Here is a 17,800-nt window from a genome sequence, read left to right as displayed (position 1 = left end):
ACATCAAAAGCAACCTGTTTAGCGGCTAAAGGGAATGGGTTAGCTGCTAAACCAACTACTTCCGGTGTCAAAGGGATTGCTTTAATGACCGGTTTCCGGGTTTCGCAGCGCTGGTTTTTTGGAGGGTGGTGAAGGGGGGAAGCGGGAAGCACGAAGCACGGAGTAGGAAGTGTGGAGCATGAAGCATGAAGGAGGAAGCAGGAAGTTGGGGGTGTTAGATGTATTGTTTTTTTAAATAGTTGCTTTGGAGATAGATAACTTATCGGGCAAAAGACCACAAATCAAAAATCAATGTGTCACTGTGAGAATTAACGTTTTGGCAACCGCATAAATTAATAATGACATATCTGTCGGCCCGTCCCGATGGTTATCGGGAGTAGTCGAGGGGTTTTTAGTTCGAATGGTCTCTCAAAGAGGTCTCAACTTTAGTTTATCCTGAGCATAGCCGAAGGGCTCGACCTGACAGTTCTTTATGTGTTTGAAATTCAATTTTTCACAAAAATGCGTCATGGGTAACGCCGAGTCCTCCGGTTTTAGTTCCTGCCCGTTCGGCCGGGTATCCCAGGTTTATCGAAGGACTCAGGACGGGCTAAAGCGAGGAGGTGGGAGTTTGGTGGTTGGAATGCGCTCACCATTGGGGGATGCTGCTTGCGGAAACTTAAGGAGTATGGATTTTCAGGGACGACTTTTTAATAAATTGTAATTTCTTTATTAAATCTTACATTAAAAGTAGGTGAATACATATTTTTTTAATACTATCGCATCGCATTTTGTGACCTTTAAAATCTCGGAGCAGCATGTTTTTTGGGTAGGAACACGACAGTTTTTCAAATTGCGTAATCCGGAATATAATTTATGCCAAAAATGCCCGTTGTAGGTACTGTGATTTTTTAATTGCTTTTGCAGATGGAGAGTAGTACTTTTGGATGCTGAAAAGAATTAAAGAAAAATCCGGTTAACACGGACATACATAAGCAAGGAAAATAGTAGAGTCATCAATATAAATACAAAATGAATAAGAAAATAACCAAGATCTGTTGTATAGGGGCAGGCTATGTAGGTGGCCCGACTATGGCCGTTATAGCGCAGAAATGCCCGGATATAAAAGTTACGGTGGTAGATATTAACGTTCAGAGAATCGCGGCCTGGAATGATGAGGACGTTGACAAGATCCCGGTTTACGAGCCCGGGTTAAGCGATGTGGTAGCAGAGGCCAGGGGAAGGAACCTGTTCTTTTCTACCGAAGTAGACAAGGCTATTGATGAGGCCGAAATGATATTTATTTCCGTAAATACGCCGACCAAGACCTATGGAAAAGGCAAAGGGATGGCGGCAGATCTTAAATATATCGAACTTTGCGCCCGGCAGATCGCCAGGGTGGCTAAAGACGATAAGATTGTAGTGGAGAAATCTACATTGCCGGTGCGTACCGCCGAAGCGCTGAAAAGCATATTGCATAATACCGGCAACGGGGTAAATTACCATGTCCTCTCCAATCCGGAATTCCTGGCGGAAGGTACTGCCGTAGAAGATCTGCATGCACCGGACCGTGTATTGATAGGAGGTGATGATGCGAATGCTATACAGGCTTTAGTAGATGTGTATGCGAACTGGGTACCGAAAGAAAATATTCTGACAACCAATGTTTGGTCTTCGGAGTTGTCCAAACTTACGGCCAACGCTTTCCTGGCACAACGGGTATCGTCCATCAATGCCATGTCCGAACTGTGCGAGAAAACCGGGGCAGATGTTAATGAAGTGGCCAGGGCTATCGGTACGGACAGCCGTATAGGACCTAAATTCCTCAAAGCTTCCGTTGGTTTCGGAGGGTCCTGTTTTCAGAAAGATATTCTCAACCTGGTGTACATTGCCAAAACCTATGGTTTGACAGAAGTTGCAGATTATTGGGAACAGGTGATCCTGATGAACGATCATCAGAAAAGACGGTTTGCCGATAATATAGTAACTACGCTTTACAATACGGTTTCCGGCAAAAAAATCGCTTTCCTGGGCTGGGCTTTTAAAAAGGATACCAACGATACCCGGGAGTCCGCGGCTATCCATGTCGCGGATTATTTGTTAAATGAACAGGCAGAGATCGTGGTATACGATCCCAAGGTGACCGAAGAACAGATCTATGCAGACCTGGATTACCTGAATACCCGTAGCGAAGAAGAAAACAGGAAGCTGGTTACCGTGGTTAACGATCCGTATGATGCTGCTGACAAAGCACATGCTATAGCAGTCCTGACGGAATGGGATGAGTTTAAAAATTATGCATGGGATATGATGTATAAAAATATGCTGAAACCTTCTTTCGTATTTGACGGAAGGGCTATCCTGGACAGGAAAGGTTTGAAAGCTAAAGGCTTTGACGTGTATACTATAGGGATCGGGGACGAAAAGGTGTAAATAAACAAGAAGAAAAAGAACCATTCTTTGAAGTGTAGGCAAAAGCAAAAACCTAATAAATACTTTTTTAATGGATTCTTCAGCGTATAAGAGAGTTAAAAGAATAAGAAAATGAAAGTACTGGTCACAGGCGCAGCCGGGTTTATTGGATTTCACCTTTGTAAGCGCCTTTTGGATAAGGGGTATAGTGTTGCAGGGTTGGATAATATTAACGATTATTACGATCCGGACCTCAAGTATGCAAGGTTACAACAACTGGGAATTCCGAAAAGTGAAGCTTCCGTATTTAAAAATGCAGTGGCTTCGACGGAATACGGCGAACGGTTTTCCTTTGTCCGGATGAATCTGGAAGACCGGGAAAACCTTCCTTCCCTTTTTGAAAACCATACATTCAGTGTAGTATGCAACCTGGCGGCACAGGCGGGTGTACGGTATAGCCTGGAGAACCCGGAAGCCTATGTAGACAGTAATGTCGTGGGTTTCCTGAATATCCTGGAATGTTGCCGCCACCACAATATACGGCACCTGTTATATGCCAGTAGTTCCAGCGTATATGGAGAAAATAAAAAAGTACCTTTTGCCGTCACGGATAATGTAGATCATCCTATCAGCCTATACGCGGCTACCAAAAAGAGCAATGAACTGATGGCCTATACCTATAGCCATCTCTATGGAATTCCGACTACCGGGTTACGCTTTTTTACGGTCTATGGCCCGTGGGGCCGGCCGGATATGGCTATCTTTCTCTTTACCAAAGCCATATCGGAAGGAAAGCCGATCAAAGTGTTTAATAACGGTAAAATGAGCCGGGATTTTACCTATATAGACGATATTGTACAAGGGATAGAGATTGTTTTGAAAAATCCTCCGGTGCCGGCAGATAATAAACCGGCTTATCGTCTTTCCAATATAGGTAATGGCTCCCCCCAGTCTTTAGGAGATTTTATAGAGGCCATAGAAAGTAGTATGGGAGTGGAAGCCAAAAAAGAATATTTGCCGATGCAACCGGGAGATGTGCCACAGACTTGGGCGGATACCTCCATGCTGGAACAGTTCGACTACAAAAGCACCACCGATATCAAGGAAGGGGTTGAAAAAATTGTAGCGTGGTATAAAAAATACAAAGCCGTTTAACAGCTTAAACACAGGGAGGAATAAAATGTAAAAAAAAACAAGTAGAAGCAGTACTATTAGACATCAAAGCATGTTTGAATCGCAAATTGGTAGATAGTAGGTTATAATTTGTTTTTGAAGGAGAAGATATAAATATGACAAGCAATAACAAAAGAATAGTTAAGAACAGTCTTTTCTTATACATAAGGATGTTATTTTTAACTATTCTGACACTTTATACTTCAAGAGTTGTTTTAGAACAACTGGGAGTAGAGGATTTCGGTATTTATAGTATTGTTGGAGGTATTGTAACAATGTTGAGTTTTTTTAATTCTTCGATGTCTGTAGCTACACAACGGTATATGGCTTTTGATATTGGAAGGAATGATTTTAAGCGATTAAATAAAACATTTAATTCCTCTTTGTTCATTTATATATTTATAGGACTTTTAATAGTAATATTATTAGAAACGGTGGGGCTATGGTATATAAATAACCGCCTTGTTTTCCCGGAAGAAAAAACATTTTCAGTAAATGTTGTTTATCAGTTTTCGATTCTTACATTTTTAGTAAACCTCACACAATTGCCATACAATGCATTGATTTTGGCGAGAGAAAAAATGCAGGTATATACCTATGTAACTATTCTTGATACCATTTTAAAGCTGGCTATTTTGTATCTTTTGTTTTTAGGAGAGAATAAATTGATATTATATTCTATTTTGGTTTTTGTTGTTACAGTTATTGTTCAATTAGTTTACCATATTTACTGTCATAAGCGATTTGAAGAAACAAAAATTAATTTTACCCGGGATAAGGAATATCTAAAAGAGTTACTCTCTTTTTCAGGTTGGAATTTATTTGGAAACATTGCAGCAGTAGCCAGAAACCAAGGAATAAATTTAGTTTTGAATATTTTCTTTGGAGTAATGCTGAATGCAGCGTATGCTATTGCAATACAAGTACAAAATGCGGTAGGTTCTTTCGTGGCTAATTTCCAGAAAGCAATGAATCCTCAAATTATTAAAAGCTATGCCAATGGTCAGAATAATGAAGCTCTAAAATTAATGAGTGCCGGAGTTAAATATTCATTTTTTTTAATGATCTTGTTCGCTGCTCCGTTGTTGATACATACAGAATATGTCCTTAATCTATGGCTTACCGAATTACCTGAACACTCCGTAGTATTTGTTAGGTTAGTAATAGCTTTTTCTATGGTAGAATCTATATCAGGCCCTCTGATGACGATGGTTCAGGCAACGGGAAAAATAAAATGGTATCAAATTGTTATTGGAGGATTAATTTTTTTGAATTTACCCATTTCTTATTTTTTAATGAAAGTGAATAATAGACCAGAAACATTTTATTATGTGATGATTTCGATAGGTATTATTTGTTTAATAATAAGGGTGTTATTTTTAAAAAAGATGATTGGTTTAAAGATATCTGAATTCATATTAAAAACCATAATACCAATCATAATGGTAAGTTTTCTGATTTTGTCTCTATGGTATTTATTAGAAAGTAAAATTTCAATTATTAATAGGTTAGACACTCTTGTATTTAATGTTATTATAGAGATATTAATATGTGTTTTTGTAATACTGACTATAGGTCTAAATATAAATGAAAAGAGAATGTTGCTAACTTTAGCACGGAAGTATATGAAAATTTAATATGAGAGCAAAAATAAAGAAGATATTAGGGGAGAAGCTTTATATAGAATTAACCACTCCTTTGGCATATATACGTGATTTGAAAAGTTTACATACAAACTTTTATGTAGATAAAAAATTATATAAAAAACATTCAAATGTTTTTAAAGTAGACAATTTTGAAAAAAAAGAAGCAAATATTATTCTATACTATCATAGTATAGAGAAAGGTTTCCTGTTTAAGAATCCTAAACATAGATTTGCTAAAGAAAAAATAATACGTCTTCATAAGTATTTGAAAGATAAGGAAGTAATAAAAAATATAAATTTGTCACAGATTAGAACAGGATATTCTGTTGTTTGTAGGTATTATGAATTCCATAAGGAAAAAGATATAGAGATAGAAAGCTATTTTTCGGAAAAAGATTATTTGTTTTATAAAGGGATATTAAGTAATTATTATTCTCAAAATTTTAACGGTATAAAGAAATTCACCTTTGATGAATTTTATTCAGATATAGATTCAAATTTTTTAGATTTTTCCAACTCTAGAAGATCTGTTAGAGATTTTACAGGAGAATTAATCGATGAGCAACAAATAAAAGCGGCTGTAACTTTAGCACTAAATAGTCCTTCAGTTTGTAATAGACAATCTGCAAAGGTACATCTATTACAAGACAAAGTAAAAATAGATGAGATTTTGAAAATTCAAGCTGGTTTTAGAGGGTATAGTGAAAATGTTAAGCAATTGTTGGTTTTAACGGCAGACCGAAATTATTTTTACACCGTTGGAGAGCGAAATCAATTATATATTGATGGAGGTATTTTTTTGATGAATCTTTTATATGCTTTGCATTTTTATAAAATTGCAAACTGCCCTGCAAATTGGGGGAAAACAGTAAAAGATGATAGATTAGCACGAAAAGTTATTGATTTAAAAGAGAATGAAAAAATCATTTGTTTAATTCCGATTGGTAAAGCTGTTGATGATATAAGAGTTTGTTTATCAGAAAGAAGGACAATTGACGAAGTTTTAAAAATTATTTAAAATGAAAAAAACAGGATTATTAACAATGCCGGTAAAAGAAAATTACGGGGGTATTGTACAGATAGCAGCTTTATACGCTTTTTTGGAGAGCAATGGCTATACACCTTATTTAATAAGAAAAAAATACGATGAAAGTTTATCAAAGCGTATATTTAGATATATACTTTCACATAATCCTCTATATTTCTTGTATGATTATAAAAATCTTACAAAACGAGAAAAACAATCTTCTAAATTGCAATCATTTGTAGAACAGTTTTTTACCAACAAAACCACTTTGTCCTTTAATAAAGAACAATATCAAAAAAGTGTACAAAACCTTGATGCAGTAATAGTAGGAAGCGATCAAGTGTGGAGATATAAATATGTAGGGAAAAACTACAGATATTATTTCTTAGATTATTTACCGTCAAAAACAAAAAAAATAGCTTATGCGGCTTCTTTTGGTGTAGATCAATGGGAAGGTAATCAAGAAACGGTTCAAAAAGTAGAAAGTTTACTTAATCAATTCAGCACAGTTTCAGTAAGAGAAAAATCAGGATTAGAGATTTGTAAAAAAACATTCAATTGTCAAAACGCTGTTCATGTTTTAGACCCCACCTTTTTGCCGGAGGTAAGTTTTTATAACAATCTTATTGATAAAGAAAAAATACAAAAAAAAGTAAGATTGTTTAGCTATGTTTTAGACAACAGCGATTTTGTAAAAGAAGCTATTACACATACAAGCAAATCGTTGAATTTAGAAGTAGATACAATTAAGCTGACAGATTATAAATTCAGTGCCAACCCGTCTATTGCTGAATGGTTGTATCATTTTAGGGAAGCCGATTTTGTGATTACCGATTCGTTCCATGGTACGGTGTTTTCCATTTTGTTTAAAAAACAGTTTATCTGTGTCGGCAATAAAAAACGAGGGTATTCCCGTTTTGAATCTTTGTTAGAGTTACTTAATCTAAAAGAAAGGCTAATATTTGATTATACACCAGAAAACTTAAACAAGTTATTGAAAAACAAAATTGATTATAATGCTGTTAGGGTTTTAAAACAAAAACAGATAGAGATTTCTAAAGATTTTCTTTTAAATGGTTTGAAAAATGGATAATTATCAGTTGTCGATCGTAATCCCTACATATAAGCCTCAAAGCTATATTTTTGAATGTATTGATAGTTTGCAAAAGCAAACATTGACCAAAAAATTATTTGAAGTGATTATCGTATTGAATGGCGATAAAGAGCCATATTATACAAATATAGAAAATTATATTAAAGAATACGACAATTTTAAAATAATAAATACGGCAATAGCAGGTGTTTCCACAGCACGCAATATAGGTATAGAAATAGCAAAGGGAAGCCATATTGTTTTTATTGACGACGATGATTTTATAGCAGAAACTTTTTTAGAGGAAATGTATAATCATATAACCAAAGTTCCTTTAAATTTAGTGGTTTCAAACTTTTTCGGATATTATGATGAAGAGGATAGGATAGAAAATGATTACATGACAAGTTTTTATGAAGAACTAAGGAATAGTACAGAAGTATTTTCTTTGGTTAGAAATAGAAAAATATTATCGTCTTCTTGTGGAAAAGCAATTCCTAAGGAGGTTATTGGCGATTGTAGATTCAAAGAATATGTTAAAATAAGTGAAGATGCGTTGTTCATGTTTGAGATAAGTAAGAACATAAAGGGAATGTCTTTTCTTCCTTTGGAAGTTGCTTATTATAGAAGAATCAGAAAAGCTTCAGCTTCCAGAAAAAAAGTAAGCGTATCTGCCAGTTTTAAAGTATTGGTTCAAAACATAAATAATTTTAGCAAAGTATATTTCAGAAATAGCTCTCAATATAGTTTTTCTTTATATATAAACAGGATAATGGCTATTTCTAAACATTTTTTAATTAGTTTAAAAAACAGTTAATGAATAAGAAATTCTTATATGTAATTTTTTTAATAGGGTTGGTATACTTTGTATTATCACAAAATGTATTTGCAGCTAGTTGTTCGTTGGGCTATAATCAGTCAAAATTTCCAATGATTATGTATGCGGTACCGGCAACGGACAGCAATTTTAAAGAAGTTCGTTCGTGGGGAATTAATTACGTACATCAATATGGATTAACATCGGGTACCTTAACAAAAGAAAAGTTAGAAAAAATTCAAAAATACCTTGATTTGGCTGCTAAGTATAAATTAAAGGTAATGGTTGATTTAGACGGGGCTAATCGTGTGTCGAATGGAAAAATAGACGAAATGAAAGTAATTGTTCAAAGATTTAAAAAACATCCAGCAGTAGGTTATTGGTATTTATTTGATGAGCCTGATAATAAAAAAGTTACAGTAAAAAACTTGCAACCCTTTTATGAAATGATAAAGGCGGAGTCGCCCAATATTCCGATAGCTATGTGTCATGCTTGGACTACGAATTGGTACAAATATAGCGGAGTTCAGGATGTTTTGTTGCATGATATTTATCCAGTAAGTGGCGCGGAATTTCCAAACGCAAAACTAGAAAACCAAACAAATTTTACAAGTGCTGCGGTAAATCAGGGAAAAGGAGATTTGGTAATTCCAGTACTTCAGTTCTTTAGTTGGAAAAGTATGGCAAAACCTCAAACTGCAAGTTTAAGAGGCTATGGGGTAAACAAACTTCATTACCCCAATTTTGAGGAATTTAGATATTTGTGTTTTTCGACACTATCTCAAGGTGTAAATGGTATGGCATTCTATTCTTATGCACGCCATAAAATGATTAATTCTGATTGGTCAAACAAAGTAGCAAGTCCTATTTTGAGTGAATTAGTGAATTTTACGGACAAGGTTAAGATACAAAATAGTGAATTTAAGAATATTGCAAAGCATAAATCTGATGGTTATTTATACAGTCGCTGGAGCAATGCAAATACATCGTATTTTATTATTATTAATTCATCAAATAAAAATAGGAATATAGCAATAAAAGACAAGGGGATTCTAAATGCTAAAAGTTTGCAACCTTGGGGGCAAACCCGTAAAATGAGTATAACAAAAAAGAATAATACACTAACTTTTACAAAGATAAAGCCTTGGGAGGTTATTATTTTAAAAGAGAATAAAGAATAGAGACTGTAAAATAAACTATGGTAGAAAATAAAAACACAAGTATGCTTATTTATTTGTTAGTATTCTTTTTGGTGTTTTTCATTCCGTCGGCATCTGCAATCGGTGGGTTTCAGCTGTGGTATGCAGTTGCTGTTGGAGTAGTGCTCTATGGAGTTTTTAAAAACAAATTAGAGATTGATTATTTGTCCAAAAGTGTTTTCCATTTCATCCTAATTAGTTTTATTCTCTTGTTGATATCTTTGTTATTCTCTGGGATGAACTTTGGCTCTTTACAAGACTTTAATGAGTTTTTACGATTAATAGGGGGGGGGGGGATTTTTTACTTAATGTATGTGGGCTATACAGAGAAGTGGAATAAAAAAATTGTGTTGTTTTTAAAACTATTTTTATTATTACAGCTTATCTTCTGTTTTTTACAAGGAAATGATAGTGTCAATAGAATCATGGGGATTATATGGAACACGGAGCGAATCTGGGATTTACGGCGAACAGGTTCATTTGCAAACCCAAATATATTGTCAGTTTTTTGCGTAGCTTCATACTCGTATATTTTTTTTAGAATCAAAACCATTCAAAAAATTATATTTGGATTGGTGATATTCGGAATCATTCTTTTTACAAGTTCTAAAACCGGACTGATAGCTTTTTTGATTATTGTTTGTGTAAATTTTTTTCTTATTAAGGCAAAATTCAGTTTTAAAAACATAGCCCTTTTTATTATATCTTTATTGTTGGGGGGGTATGCAGGAATTACCTTGTTATATATGTATCAGTATGAATATCCTTATATAGCGCAATTGTTAATGATGTTTGATAATGATATGGATATAAGTCAGATAAAATCCTTGGGAGATAGACAAATAATGTGGGAAAATGCACTCAATCAATTTAATGATTTTTCTTCATTGCAACAATTAGTAGGGATTGGTCCAGGAAAAGATACCGACTTGAATATTATTGATAATGAATTTCTTACTATTTTAGTGAAAATGGGAATAATAGGACTTTTGTTCTATGCACTTACTATTTTTATATTGTTAGTATTTTTGTTCAAAAATAAAAAGAACTTAGGGGCAAAATCTATGATTGCCATAGTTGTACTGTTTTTGTTGTCATCGGGTAGTGCCTCAACATTTATAGCATGGCATTTATCATTAATGTTTTATTTATTCTTAGGCATGTGTTTAAAGGAAATTAAATTAGCTCAATTAACAAGAAATTAATATGAAAATCCTATACATCCACCAATATTTTAAAACCCCTAAAGAACCGGGTGGAACCCGCTCGTATTGGATTGCGCAAGAATTAATAAAAAACGGACATCAGGTTACGATGATTACTGCCGACCCAAAAGCAACCCAACAAAGAAGAGAGGTAGAGGTAGATGGCATTAATGTTATCTATTTAAAGGAAGCTTATAACCAAAGTATGTCTATTGCAGTTAGGCTAAAATCATTCTTAGGCTTTGTGTGGAAAAGTATTTCCGAAGCCCGAAAACAAAAAGATATGGATTTGGTTATTGCTACTTCTACTCCTCTTACGGTGGGCATTACAGCTTTGTATATGAAGTGGTTTAAGAAAGTACCCTATGTTTTTGAAGTGCGTGATTTATGGCCGGAAGTACCTATCCAAATGGGGGCTTTTAAGAGTCCATTTATTGTAAAGCTAACCCGTTGGTTTGAAAAAACCATATACAAAAATGCCCGACACGTTATTGCACTTTCTCCGGGAATGCAAGACGGAGTTGTAAAGTATATTCCGAAAGAGAAAACCTCCATGATTCCCAATATGGCGAAAGTAGAAGAATTTTGGCCAAGGGAAAAAAACAGTGAAGTAGAACAAAAATTAGGCTTAAATTCAAATAGCTTTAAAATCGTTCATTTTGGTTCGTTGGGATTGGCTAACGGTGCCGAAACTATTATTGAATCAGCTAAACTATTAAAAGATGATAATTCCGTGGAGTTTTTATTTGTAGGTGGAGGCTCAACCGAAGGTAAACTAAAAGAAGAATGTAAAAAACATCAATTGACGAATGTGAAATTTTTAGGAAGGTTTCCTATGAAAGAAACTTCCGAAATGGTCAATCTGTGTGATGTGTCTTTAGTATCGTTTAAAGATTTGCCTATACTGTACACAAATTCACCGAATAAACTGTTTGATTCTTTATCTGCTGGTAAACCTATCATTGTTAATTCGGCGGGGTGGACGAAAAGCCTTGTGGAGGAAAATCAATGCGGTTATTATGTAAATCCGAAAAAACCGCAGGAGTTGGTAGATAGAATAAGGCATTTGCAGTTACATCCGGAAAAGATACGGGCAATGGGATTGAATTCTCGTGGATTAGCCGAAAATAAATATGATAAATCTTTGTTGTGTAAACAATTCGTGGAGGTAATAGAAAGTCAAAATGTATAAAAATTTCTTCAAACGTTTATTTGATTTTTTGGCAGCACTTATGGGGCTACTGATGCTATCGCCTATTTTTATCATAGTAACAATTGGTCTTTTCTTTGCTAATCGGGGTAAACCTTTCTTTTTTCAGGCGCGACCGGGAAAAGAAGATAAGGTTTTCAAGATCATCAAGTTTAAGACCATGAACGACAAAAGGGACGAAAATAAGGAGTTTTTACCAGACGCAGAACGTCTTACGGGGATTGGCAGCTTTGTAAGGAAGACCTCTTTAGATGAAATTCCACAGTTGATCAATGTATTAAAAGGTGATATGAGTCTGGTAGGGCCCCGTCCCCTCTTAACTGAATATTTACCTTTGTATAATAAAGAACAAAAAAAGCGCCATAAAGTGCGGCCCGGAATTACGGGCTGGGCGCAGGTCAATGGGAGAAATGCCATTTCCTGGCAGGAAAAGTTTGCATTGGATGTATGGTATGTGGATCATTTGAATTTTGGCCTTGATTGTAAAATATTGTTTAAGACAGTAAAAAAAGTCTTTGTTTCCGAAGGGATTTCTGCGGAAGGGCAGGCTACTGCCGAACGATTCACAGGTAATGGATAAGCGTTTGATAAATATTTTTGGTGCGGGCGGGCATGCCAGGGTTATTATTGAGATTGCGGAGTGTAATATCGATACCGGTATAGGTTTTGTTTTTGATGAAACCGAGATCGAGGAACGAATTTTGGGAAAATACCCGGTGATATTGCCGGATGAGATAAAACTGGCAAAATATCCTGTGATCATTGCCATAGGGAATAATAAAGTACGTAAACTAATTTCGCAAAGATTGCACGGCATCGCTCCTGTTTTACGGTATCCCACCGCAGTACTTTCGACTTCTGCAACTTTTGGAAATGGAACTGTGGTGATGGCCAATGCGGTTATTAATGCAGAGGCCTGTATAGGGGAGCATTGTATTATTAATACTAGTGCCGTAATAGAGCATAATTGTAATCTGGATGATTTTGTGCATATATCCCCGGCTGCTGCCTTGGCAGGGGGAGTTACTATAGGTGAAGGTACTCATGTCGGAACAGGAGCTAGTGTTATTCCCGGAGTAAAAATTGGAAAGTGGTGTACGATCGGAGCCGGTACTGTAGTCATTAAGGATATTCCGGATGGAGTAACGGTGGTGGGAAACCCTGGCAGGATTATAGGAAATTAAAAATACGGGTAGTTATTATTTAAGGAAAAAAGAAATAAGTGCTGACAATGAGTGATAAACGTAAAATATGGCTTTCCTCCCCTCACATGGGGGGCGCAGAGCAAAAATATATAAAAGACGCATTTGACAATAATTGGATAGCCCCATTGGGACCTAATGTCACTGGTCTGGAAACTGACCTGGAAAGCTTCCTGGGGAAAGATAAAAAGGTAGCGGCGGTAAGTGCCGGTACCGCGGCTTTGCATTTAGCCCTGATCCTTTCGGGGGTTGAGGCCGGTGATGAAGTGATCTGCCAGAGCCTGACCTTTTCAGCTTCTGCCAACCCTATTGTATACCAGGGAGCTACTCCTGTTTTTGTGGATAGTGAACCCGATACCTGGAATTTATGTCCCGGTGCTTTGGAAGATGCCATAAAAGACAGAATAGCTCTTGGGAAGAAACCCAAGGCTATTATTGCAGTGCACCTTTACGGGATGCCTTATAAAGTGGAAGAGATACATGCGGTTGCCGGCAAATATGATATACCCGTAATAGAAGATGCGGCGGAAGCTCTGGGGAGTCATTACAAGGGGCAAAACTGTGGGACTTTCGCGTCAATGGCAATTTTGTCATTTAATGGAAATAAGATCATTACCACCTCGGGTGGAGGGGCTTTGGTATGCCCTGATGAAGATCTGAAGAAAAAAGCGGTGTTCCTGGCCACACAGGCCAGGGACCAGGCGCCGCATTACCAGCACAGCCATATAGGGTATAACTACAGGATGAGCAATATTTGCGCCGGGATAGGCCGGGGACAAATGGAAGTGTTGGAAGAGCGGGTAGCGCAACGGCGTGGGATGCATGCTTTCTATACAGAAATATTCTCAGGGGTGGATGGAATTACGCTTTTGAAAGAACCGGATACAGATTACTTCTGTAACCACTGGTTGACGGCGATCCTGACAAAAAGCTTTGAACAACGTGAAGCCTTACGTTTGGCCCTTGAGGAAGATAACATAGAAAGCCGGCCGGTATGGAAACCCATGCACTTGCAACCGATTTTTAAGAAGGCTCCTTATTATGGGGGGCGGGTTGCCGAAGCTATTTTTGACAAGGGCCTGTGTCTGCCTTCAGGCTCTAATCTTACGGATACGGACAGGGGACGTATTCATTCGGCAATTACAAAATTTCTAAGTATATAGGACTATACCGATTGACCTTCCGCTTATTTGCTTTAGGATTTTGCGATATACGGATCCGGGATTGAAATGAGGACCTGGATAGGGGTATAGTGCAGATTGCTATTGGAATACCCCCTGATAGAAAGGAGGTTTTCTTAGTAGATGACAAAAATTGAATTTTGATAATTCCTCTCCCGAAAGTCTACCTTTGCCGGCAGGCTTTCGGAATTGTTACCCCTCCCGATAAAATCGGGACGAGGAAAATCAGGCTCCCTATAGGGGTGGGGCCGATTTTCCGAGCAACTACAAATATTTTTTATTATCCCCTTGGTATAGAAATGAATGATGCTATTAGAATTGTAGGATATTTATAGAGCATAGAGCAATTTTTTTAGTATGAGACGTTTTTATATTCGGGATAGGCTTGATGTGTTTTGCCGGTTCCGGATAACAGGATGGAGATTATCGATATTTACTGCAATTGACCTAAAAAAACAGAGAATAAGCAGTGTTGAAATGATCTCTTCCGGGAAACTACCGATATTTGGTTGGATATTTAACAGTAGGGAAGAAATATGTGGTATGCGATTTCATAACACCTAATTCACCTTATCTAAACGTATATAAAGAAAAAAAACCTTATTTTAGCAGGAAATAAGGTGTGTAATTGAAGGAAAATACAACATGTTTAAAAGGGTGTTTTTCCCTTTTTATAAGGTTTTCTATTTGATTTTTAGATTAATTTTAACAAAACAGGTATTTTTTTAATATCTTTATTCATTGTGAAGGTCAAAAAGTACTTGTTTTTTGAGCTTTACCGGGCAATTTTCGTAATATATGAAAAAAATAAGTTGGGATAAGTTGAGACGAGGGATGAAACTGGTGTTTCAACCCGGGAAGAGAAAACTGGACTTAAAGAACATAGGCTACCTGCCGAGATGGATCATCCTGGCGATCGACATCTCCATACTGGTGTTTTCGGCTATAGTAACCTATGTATTGCTCCAGGGGCTCACGCTCAGTTTTTACACCCGCCTTACCCGCCTGGAAGAATTGCTTATGGTGGTGGGGGTAAATATCGTGTATTTTCTCCTGTTTCGCACCTATGCCGGCCTGATACGGTACTCTTCGTATATAGACGGTTTAAAACTGTTATTTTCTACATTTGCTTCTTTTGTTACCTTGGCGGGGATTAGTTATACCAGTTATTTTATCACCGGGGAAAAGCTTTTCCTGGTCCCCGGGTTATTCATGTATTTTATTATTTCTTTTGCTTTCCTGTTCCTGTTCCGGGTGGTCGTAAAGCAGGTATTCCACGCTTTTTTCGGGGAGACAAGAAAAGAAGAAAAGACGAAGGTGCTTATTTTCGGGGCGGATTCCAACGCCATATCGGTGGCGAATGCCATCCGTACGGAGCAGCCGGTCCGGTTTAAGATCCTGGGATTTGTGGATAAGAGCAACCACAATACCACTAAACGCATCCTAGACCTGCCTATACTCAGCAAAAACAAACGGATATCCGTACTCCTGAGGGCGCACGGTGCCCAGGGGGTAATCCTTGCGGACAAACACCTGACCAAGGCCGAAAAAATAGAATTGGTAGACGATTGCCTGGAAAGCGGGTATAAAGTGTTCACGGCCCCGCTGATATCCGATTGGGAAAACGAACAGGACTTTTCCGGGCAGATCAAGAATATACAGATTGAAGATCTGCTGGAGCGAAAACCCATAGTCCTGGATAATAAAGGTATCTCCAAAGAACTGAAAGGAAAAAGGGTGCTGGTTACGGGGGCTGCCGGTTCTATAGGGAGTGAGATCGTACGGCAGGTGCTGAAATACAATCCGGAATTACTTATTATCGTAGACCAGGCCGAAACTCCTTTACATCAATTACGGCTGGAACTGAATAACCTGTCCGGAAAGGTGCAGTACGAGACGGTAATAGCCGATGTACGTAATTATGAACGGATGAACCGTGTTTTTGAAGCTTTTGCTCCCCAGGTAGTCTATCACGCGGCCGCCTATAAACACGTGCCGCTTATGGAGGAAAACCCTTCGGAGGCGGTTTTTGTGAATATTATGGGGACTAAGAACATGGCAGACCTGGCCGTGGAACACAAGACGGAGAAGTTTGTTATGGTATCTACCGATAAGGCTGTAAACCCGAGTAATGTAATGGGTGCTTCCAAACGTATTGCGGAGATGTATGTGCAATCCCTCTACTTTTCTAATAAAGAGAAGAAAAAGAAAACAACACGGTTTATCACCACTCGTTTTGGCAATGTACTGGGCTCCAACGGTTCGGTAGTGCCCCTGTTTAAGGAACAAATAGCCAAAGGAGGGCCGCTGACCATTACCCACCCGGATATTATCCGTTATTTTATGACTATTCCGGAGGCCTGTCGCCTGGTGCTGGAAGCCGGGGCCATGGGAAAAGGCGGGGAGATCTTTATCTTTGATATGGGTGAGGCTGTTAAGATCATGGACCTGGCCACGAAAATGATCCGCCTGGCCGGTTTTATCCCGGAAGAGGATATAGCGATTGAAGTAACGGGGCTTAGACCGGGAGAAAAGCTTTATGAGGAATTGCTTAGCGATAAGGCAAAAACGCTCCCCACACACCACGAAAAAATAATGATCGCCACGGAGACCATCGATGATTACGAATATGTAAAGAAAGCGATACTCTCCATCTACGAAGTAGCGAGAAAATATAAAAATGACAAAACCGTAAAACTGATGAAAAACCTGGTCCCGGAATACAAAAGTATGAATTCCCTGTTCGAATCCCTGGATAGTGGTACTTCCGGGCCTGCACCAGGTGAAAACGGCCTTCCCGCAACCATCTCCGAAAAGGAGGAAAAGGAAGTATACGGGACCGGAAAACGCCGGGTAAGTTTCCCGGGATAATTTTCTTTTTTTAACGTACTATCCTGTTTTTTCAGATAACATCGTAAAAATTTTTTTTGGAAATGAATATGTGACCATACGGATCTCCTTCCGTTCCACCCTTTGGGGCAATGTCATTTAGTTAGTGTTATAGTACTCTGAAAAAGAGGTATAAGAGGAATGTTCTATATTTTATTAGAAAAACAAAAAAGCTGCTCCCTTCATCCCGATCCCGATAATTATCGGGAGAAAGGAGGAGGCTCATCTATGATGAGACGGAGGGTTTGATATTCCAGGCCACAGGCTGAACGCAAATGTTTGAGTATATACCGCTAAAGTTCGGGCTTGTCAAACTCCCCGTCCCGCGAGCGGTCCACCCCTCTTTATCTAAAGAGGGGAGCCTGGTTGGGTTATAACGGGGTAGCTGTAGAGGAAAAAACCAAAAAAGCTCCTCCCTTCAGATGAAGGGAGGTACCCGAGCGCAGCAACGGGGGGAGGGTTTGAAATCCCGGACCATAGGATAAGCGCAAATGTTTGAGTATATACGCTAAAGTTCGGGCTTGTCAAACTCCCCGTCCCGCAAAGCGGTCCACCCCTCTTGAGTTATAACGGGGCAGATATAAAAGAAAAAGACAAAAGGCTCCTCCCTTGTGATGAAGGGAGGTACCCGAGCGCAGCAACGGGGGGAGGGTTTGACATCCCGGATCATAGGGTAAGCGCAAATGTTTGAGTATATACGCTAAAGTTCGGGCTTGTCAAACTCCCCGTCCCGCAAAGCGGTCCACCCCTCTTCTCCCGATAATCCC

13 protein-coding genes are annotated in these 17,800 nt (G+C 38.0%); all 13 read left to right on the top strand.

Features of this window, described 5'->3' with window-relative positions; all coding sequences use genetic code 11:
- Nucleotides 1-1,011: 1,011 nt before the first annotated feature.
- The 13 genes from ACVBDU_RS22050 to ACVBDU_RS21990 all read left to right on the top strand — a co-directional run bounded on the left by ACVBDU_RS22050 (nucleotide 1,012) and on the right by ACVBDU_RS21990 (nucleotide 17,015).
- Nucleotides 1,012-2,412, top strand: coding sequence for a nucleotide sugar dehydrogenase (locus ACVBDU_RS22050; RefSeq protein ID WP_447181841.1), 1,401 nt, complete (start codon nucleotides 1,012-1,014; stop codon nucleotides 2,410-2,412).
- 111 nt (nucleotides 2,413-2,523) lie between these two features.
- The gene (locus tag ACVBDU_RS22045) at nucleotides 2,524-3,546 is read left to right on the top strand and encodes an NAD-dependent epimerase (protein WP_447181840.1); all 1,023 of its coding nucleotides are present in this window, start codon (nucleotides 2,524-2,526) and stop codon (nucleotides 3,544-3,546) included.
- A gap of 134 nt (nucleotides 3,547-3,680) precedes the next feature.
- On the top strand, nucleotides 3,681-5,201 hold the full coding sequence (locus tag ACVBDU_RS22040) for an MATE family efflux transporter (RefSeq protein WP_447181839.1): 1,521 nt from the start codon (nucleotides 3,681-3,683) through the stop codon (nucleotides 5,199-5,201).
- 1 nt (nucleotide 5,202) lies between these two features.
- The gene (locus tag ACVBDU_RS22035; RefSeq protein WP_447181838.1) at nucleotides 5,203-6,228 is read left to right on the top strand and encodes a nitroreductase family protein; all 1,026 of its coding nucleotides are present in this window, start codon (nucleotides 5,203-5,205) and stop codon (nucleotides 6,226-6,228) included.
- Nucleotide 6,229: 1 nt separating this feature from the next.
- Entirely contained in the window at nucleotides 6,230-7,330 is a 1,101-nt protein-coding gene (locus ACVBDU_RS22030) for a polysaccharide pyruvyl transferase family protein (protein ID WP_447181837.1), read from the top strand.
- A complete protein-coding gene (locus ACVBDU_RS22025; protein ID WP_447181836.1) occupies nucleotides 7,323-8,147 on the top strand; it encodes a glycosyltransferase family 2 protein in 825 nt (274 codons plus the stop codon). Before ACVBDU_RS22030 ends, ACVBDU_RS22025 begins: the two co-directional genes overlap by 8 nt.
- Nucleotides 8,147-9,328, top strand: coding sequence for a hypothetical protein (locus ACVBDU_RS22020; protein ID WP_447181835.1), 1,182 nt, complete (start codon nucleotides 8,147-8,149; stop codon nucleotides 9,326-9,328). The genes ACVBDU_RS22025 and ACVBDU_RS22020 overlap by 1 nt, the downstream gene beginning before the upstream one ends.
- A 17-nt stretch (nucleotides 9,329-9,345) precedes the next feature.
- Nucleotides 9,346-10,551 carry an O-antigen ligase family protein gene (locus ACVBDU_RS22015; RefSeq protein ID WP_447181834.1) on the top strand — a complete coding sequence of 402 codons (1,206 nt, stop codon included), beginning with the start codon at nucleotides 9,346-9,348 and terminating at the stop codon, nucleotides 10,549-10,551.
- Nucleotide 10,552: 1 nt separating this feature from the next.
- Nucleotides 10,553-11,743, top strand: coding sequence for a glycosyltransferase family 4 protein (locus tag ACVBDU_RS22010; RefSeq protein WP_447181833.1), 1,191 nt, complete (start codon nucleotides 10,553-10,555; stop codon nucleotides 11,741-11,743).
- On the top strand, nucleotides 11,736-12,341 hold the full coding sequence (locus ACVBDU_RS22005; RefSeq protein WP_447181832.1) for a sugar transferase: 606 nt from the start codon (nucleotides 11,736-11,738) through the stop codon (nucleotides 12,339-12,341). The genes ACVBDU_RS22010 and ACVBDU_RS22005 overlap by 8 nt, the downstream gene beginning before the upstream one ends.
- A complete protein-coding gene (locus ACVBDU_RS22000; RefSeq protein ID WP_447181831.1) occupies nucleotides 12,334-12,945 on the top strand; it encodes an acetyltransferase in 612 nt (203 codons plus the stop codon). The genes ACVBDU_RS22005 and ACVBDU_RS22000 overlap by 8 nt, the downstream gene beginning before the upstream one ends.
- Before the next feature lie 47 nt (nucleotides 12,946-12,992).
- Nucleotides 12,993-14,126 (top strand): DegT/DnrJ/EryC1/StrS family aminotransferase, encoded by a 1,134-nt coding sequence (locus tag ACVBDU_RS21995; RefSeq protein ID WP_447181830.1) that lies wholly within the window; start codon nucleotides 12,993-12,995, stop codon nucleotides 14,124-14,126.
- A gap of 816 nt (nucleotides 14,127-14,942) precedes the next feature.
- Nucleotides 14,943-17,015: a polysaccharide biosynthesis protein gene (locus ACVBDU_RS21990; protein ID WP_447181829.1), complete on the top strand. Its 2,073-nt coding sequence runs from the start codon at nucleotides 14,943-14,945 to the stop codon at nucleotides 17,013-17,015.
- Nucleotides 17,016-17,800 lie beyond the last annotated feature (785 nt).

It is taken from the genome of Sinomicrobium endophyticum (assembly GCF_052983315.1).
This window is presented reverse-complemented; position numbering and strand designations above follow the sequence as displayed.

Coding starts and splice junctions, on each gene's coding strand:
- ACVBDU_RS21990 (WP_447181829.1), top strand. CDS start 14,943: ATGAAAAAAATAAGTTGGGATAAGTTGAGACGAGGGATGAAACTGGTG.
- ACVBDU_RS22040 (WP_447181839.1), top strand. CDS start 3,681: ATGACAAGCAATAACAAAAGAATAGTTAAGAACAGTCTTTTCTTATAC.
- ACVBDU_RS22010 (WP_447181833.1), top strand. CDS start 10,553: ATGAAAATCCTATACATCCACCAATATTTTAAAACCCCTAAAGAACCG.
- ACVBDU_RS22045 (WP_447181840.1), top strand. CDS start 2,524: ATGAAAGTACTGGTCACAGGCGCAGCCGGGTTTATTGGATTTCACCTT.
- ACVBDU_RS22015 (WP_447181834.1), top strand. CDS start 9,346: ATGGTAGAAAATAAAAACACAAGTATGCTTATTTATTTGTTAGTATTC.
- ACVBDU_RS22000 (WP_447181831.1), top strand. CDS start 12,334: ATGGATAAGCGTTTGATAAATATTTTTGGTGCGGGCGGGCATGCCAGG.
- ACVBDU_RS22050 (WP_447181841.1), top strand. CDS start 1,012: ATGAATAAGAAAATAACCAAGATCTGTTGTATAGGGGCAGGCTATGTA.
- ACVBDU_RS22005 (WP_447181832.1), top strand. CDS start 11,736: ATGTATAAAAATTTCTTCAAACGTTTATTTGATTTTTTGGCAGCACTT.
- ACVBDU_RS22030 (WP_447181837.1), top strand. CDS start 6,230: ATGAAAAAAACAGGATTATTAACAATGCCGGTAAAAGAAAATTACGGG.
- ACVBDU_RS21995 (WP_447181830.1), top strand. CDS start 12,993: ATGAGTGATAAACGTAAAATATGGCTTTCCTCCCCTCACATGGGGGGC.
- ACVBDU_RS22035 (WP_447181838.1), top strand. CDS start 5,203: ATGAGAGCAAAAATAAAGAAGATATTAGGGGAGAAGCTTTATATAGAA.
- ACVBDU_RS22020 (WP_447181835.1), top strand. CDS start 8,147: ATGAATAAGAAATTCTTATATGTAATTTTTTTAATAGGGTTGGTATAC.
- ACVBDU_RS22025 (WP_447181836.1), top strand. CDS start 7,323: ATGGATAATTATCAGTTGTCGATCGTAATCCCTACATATAAGCCTCAA.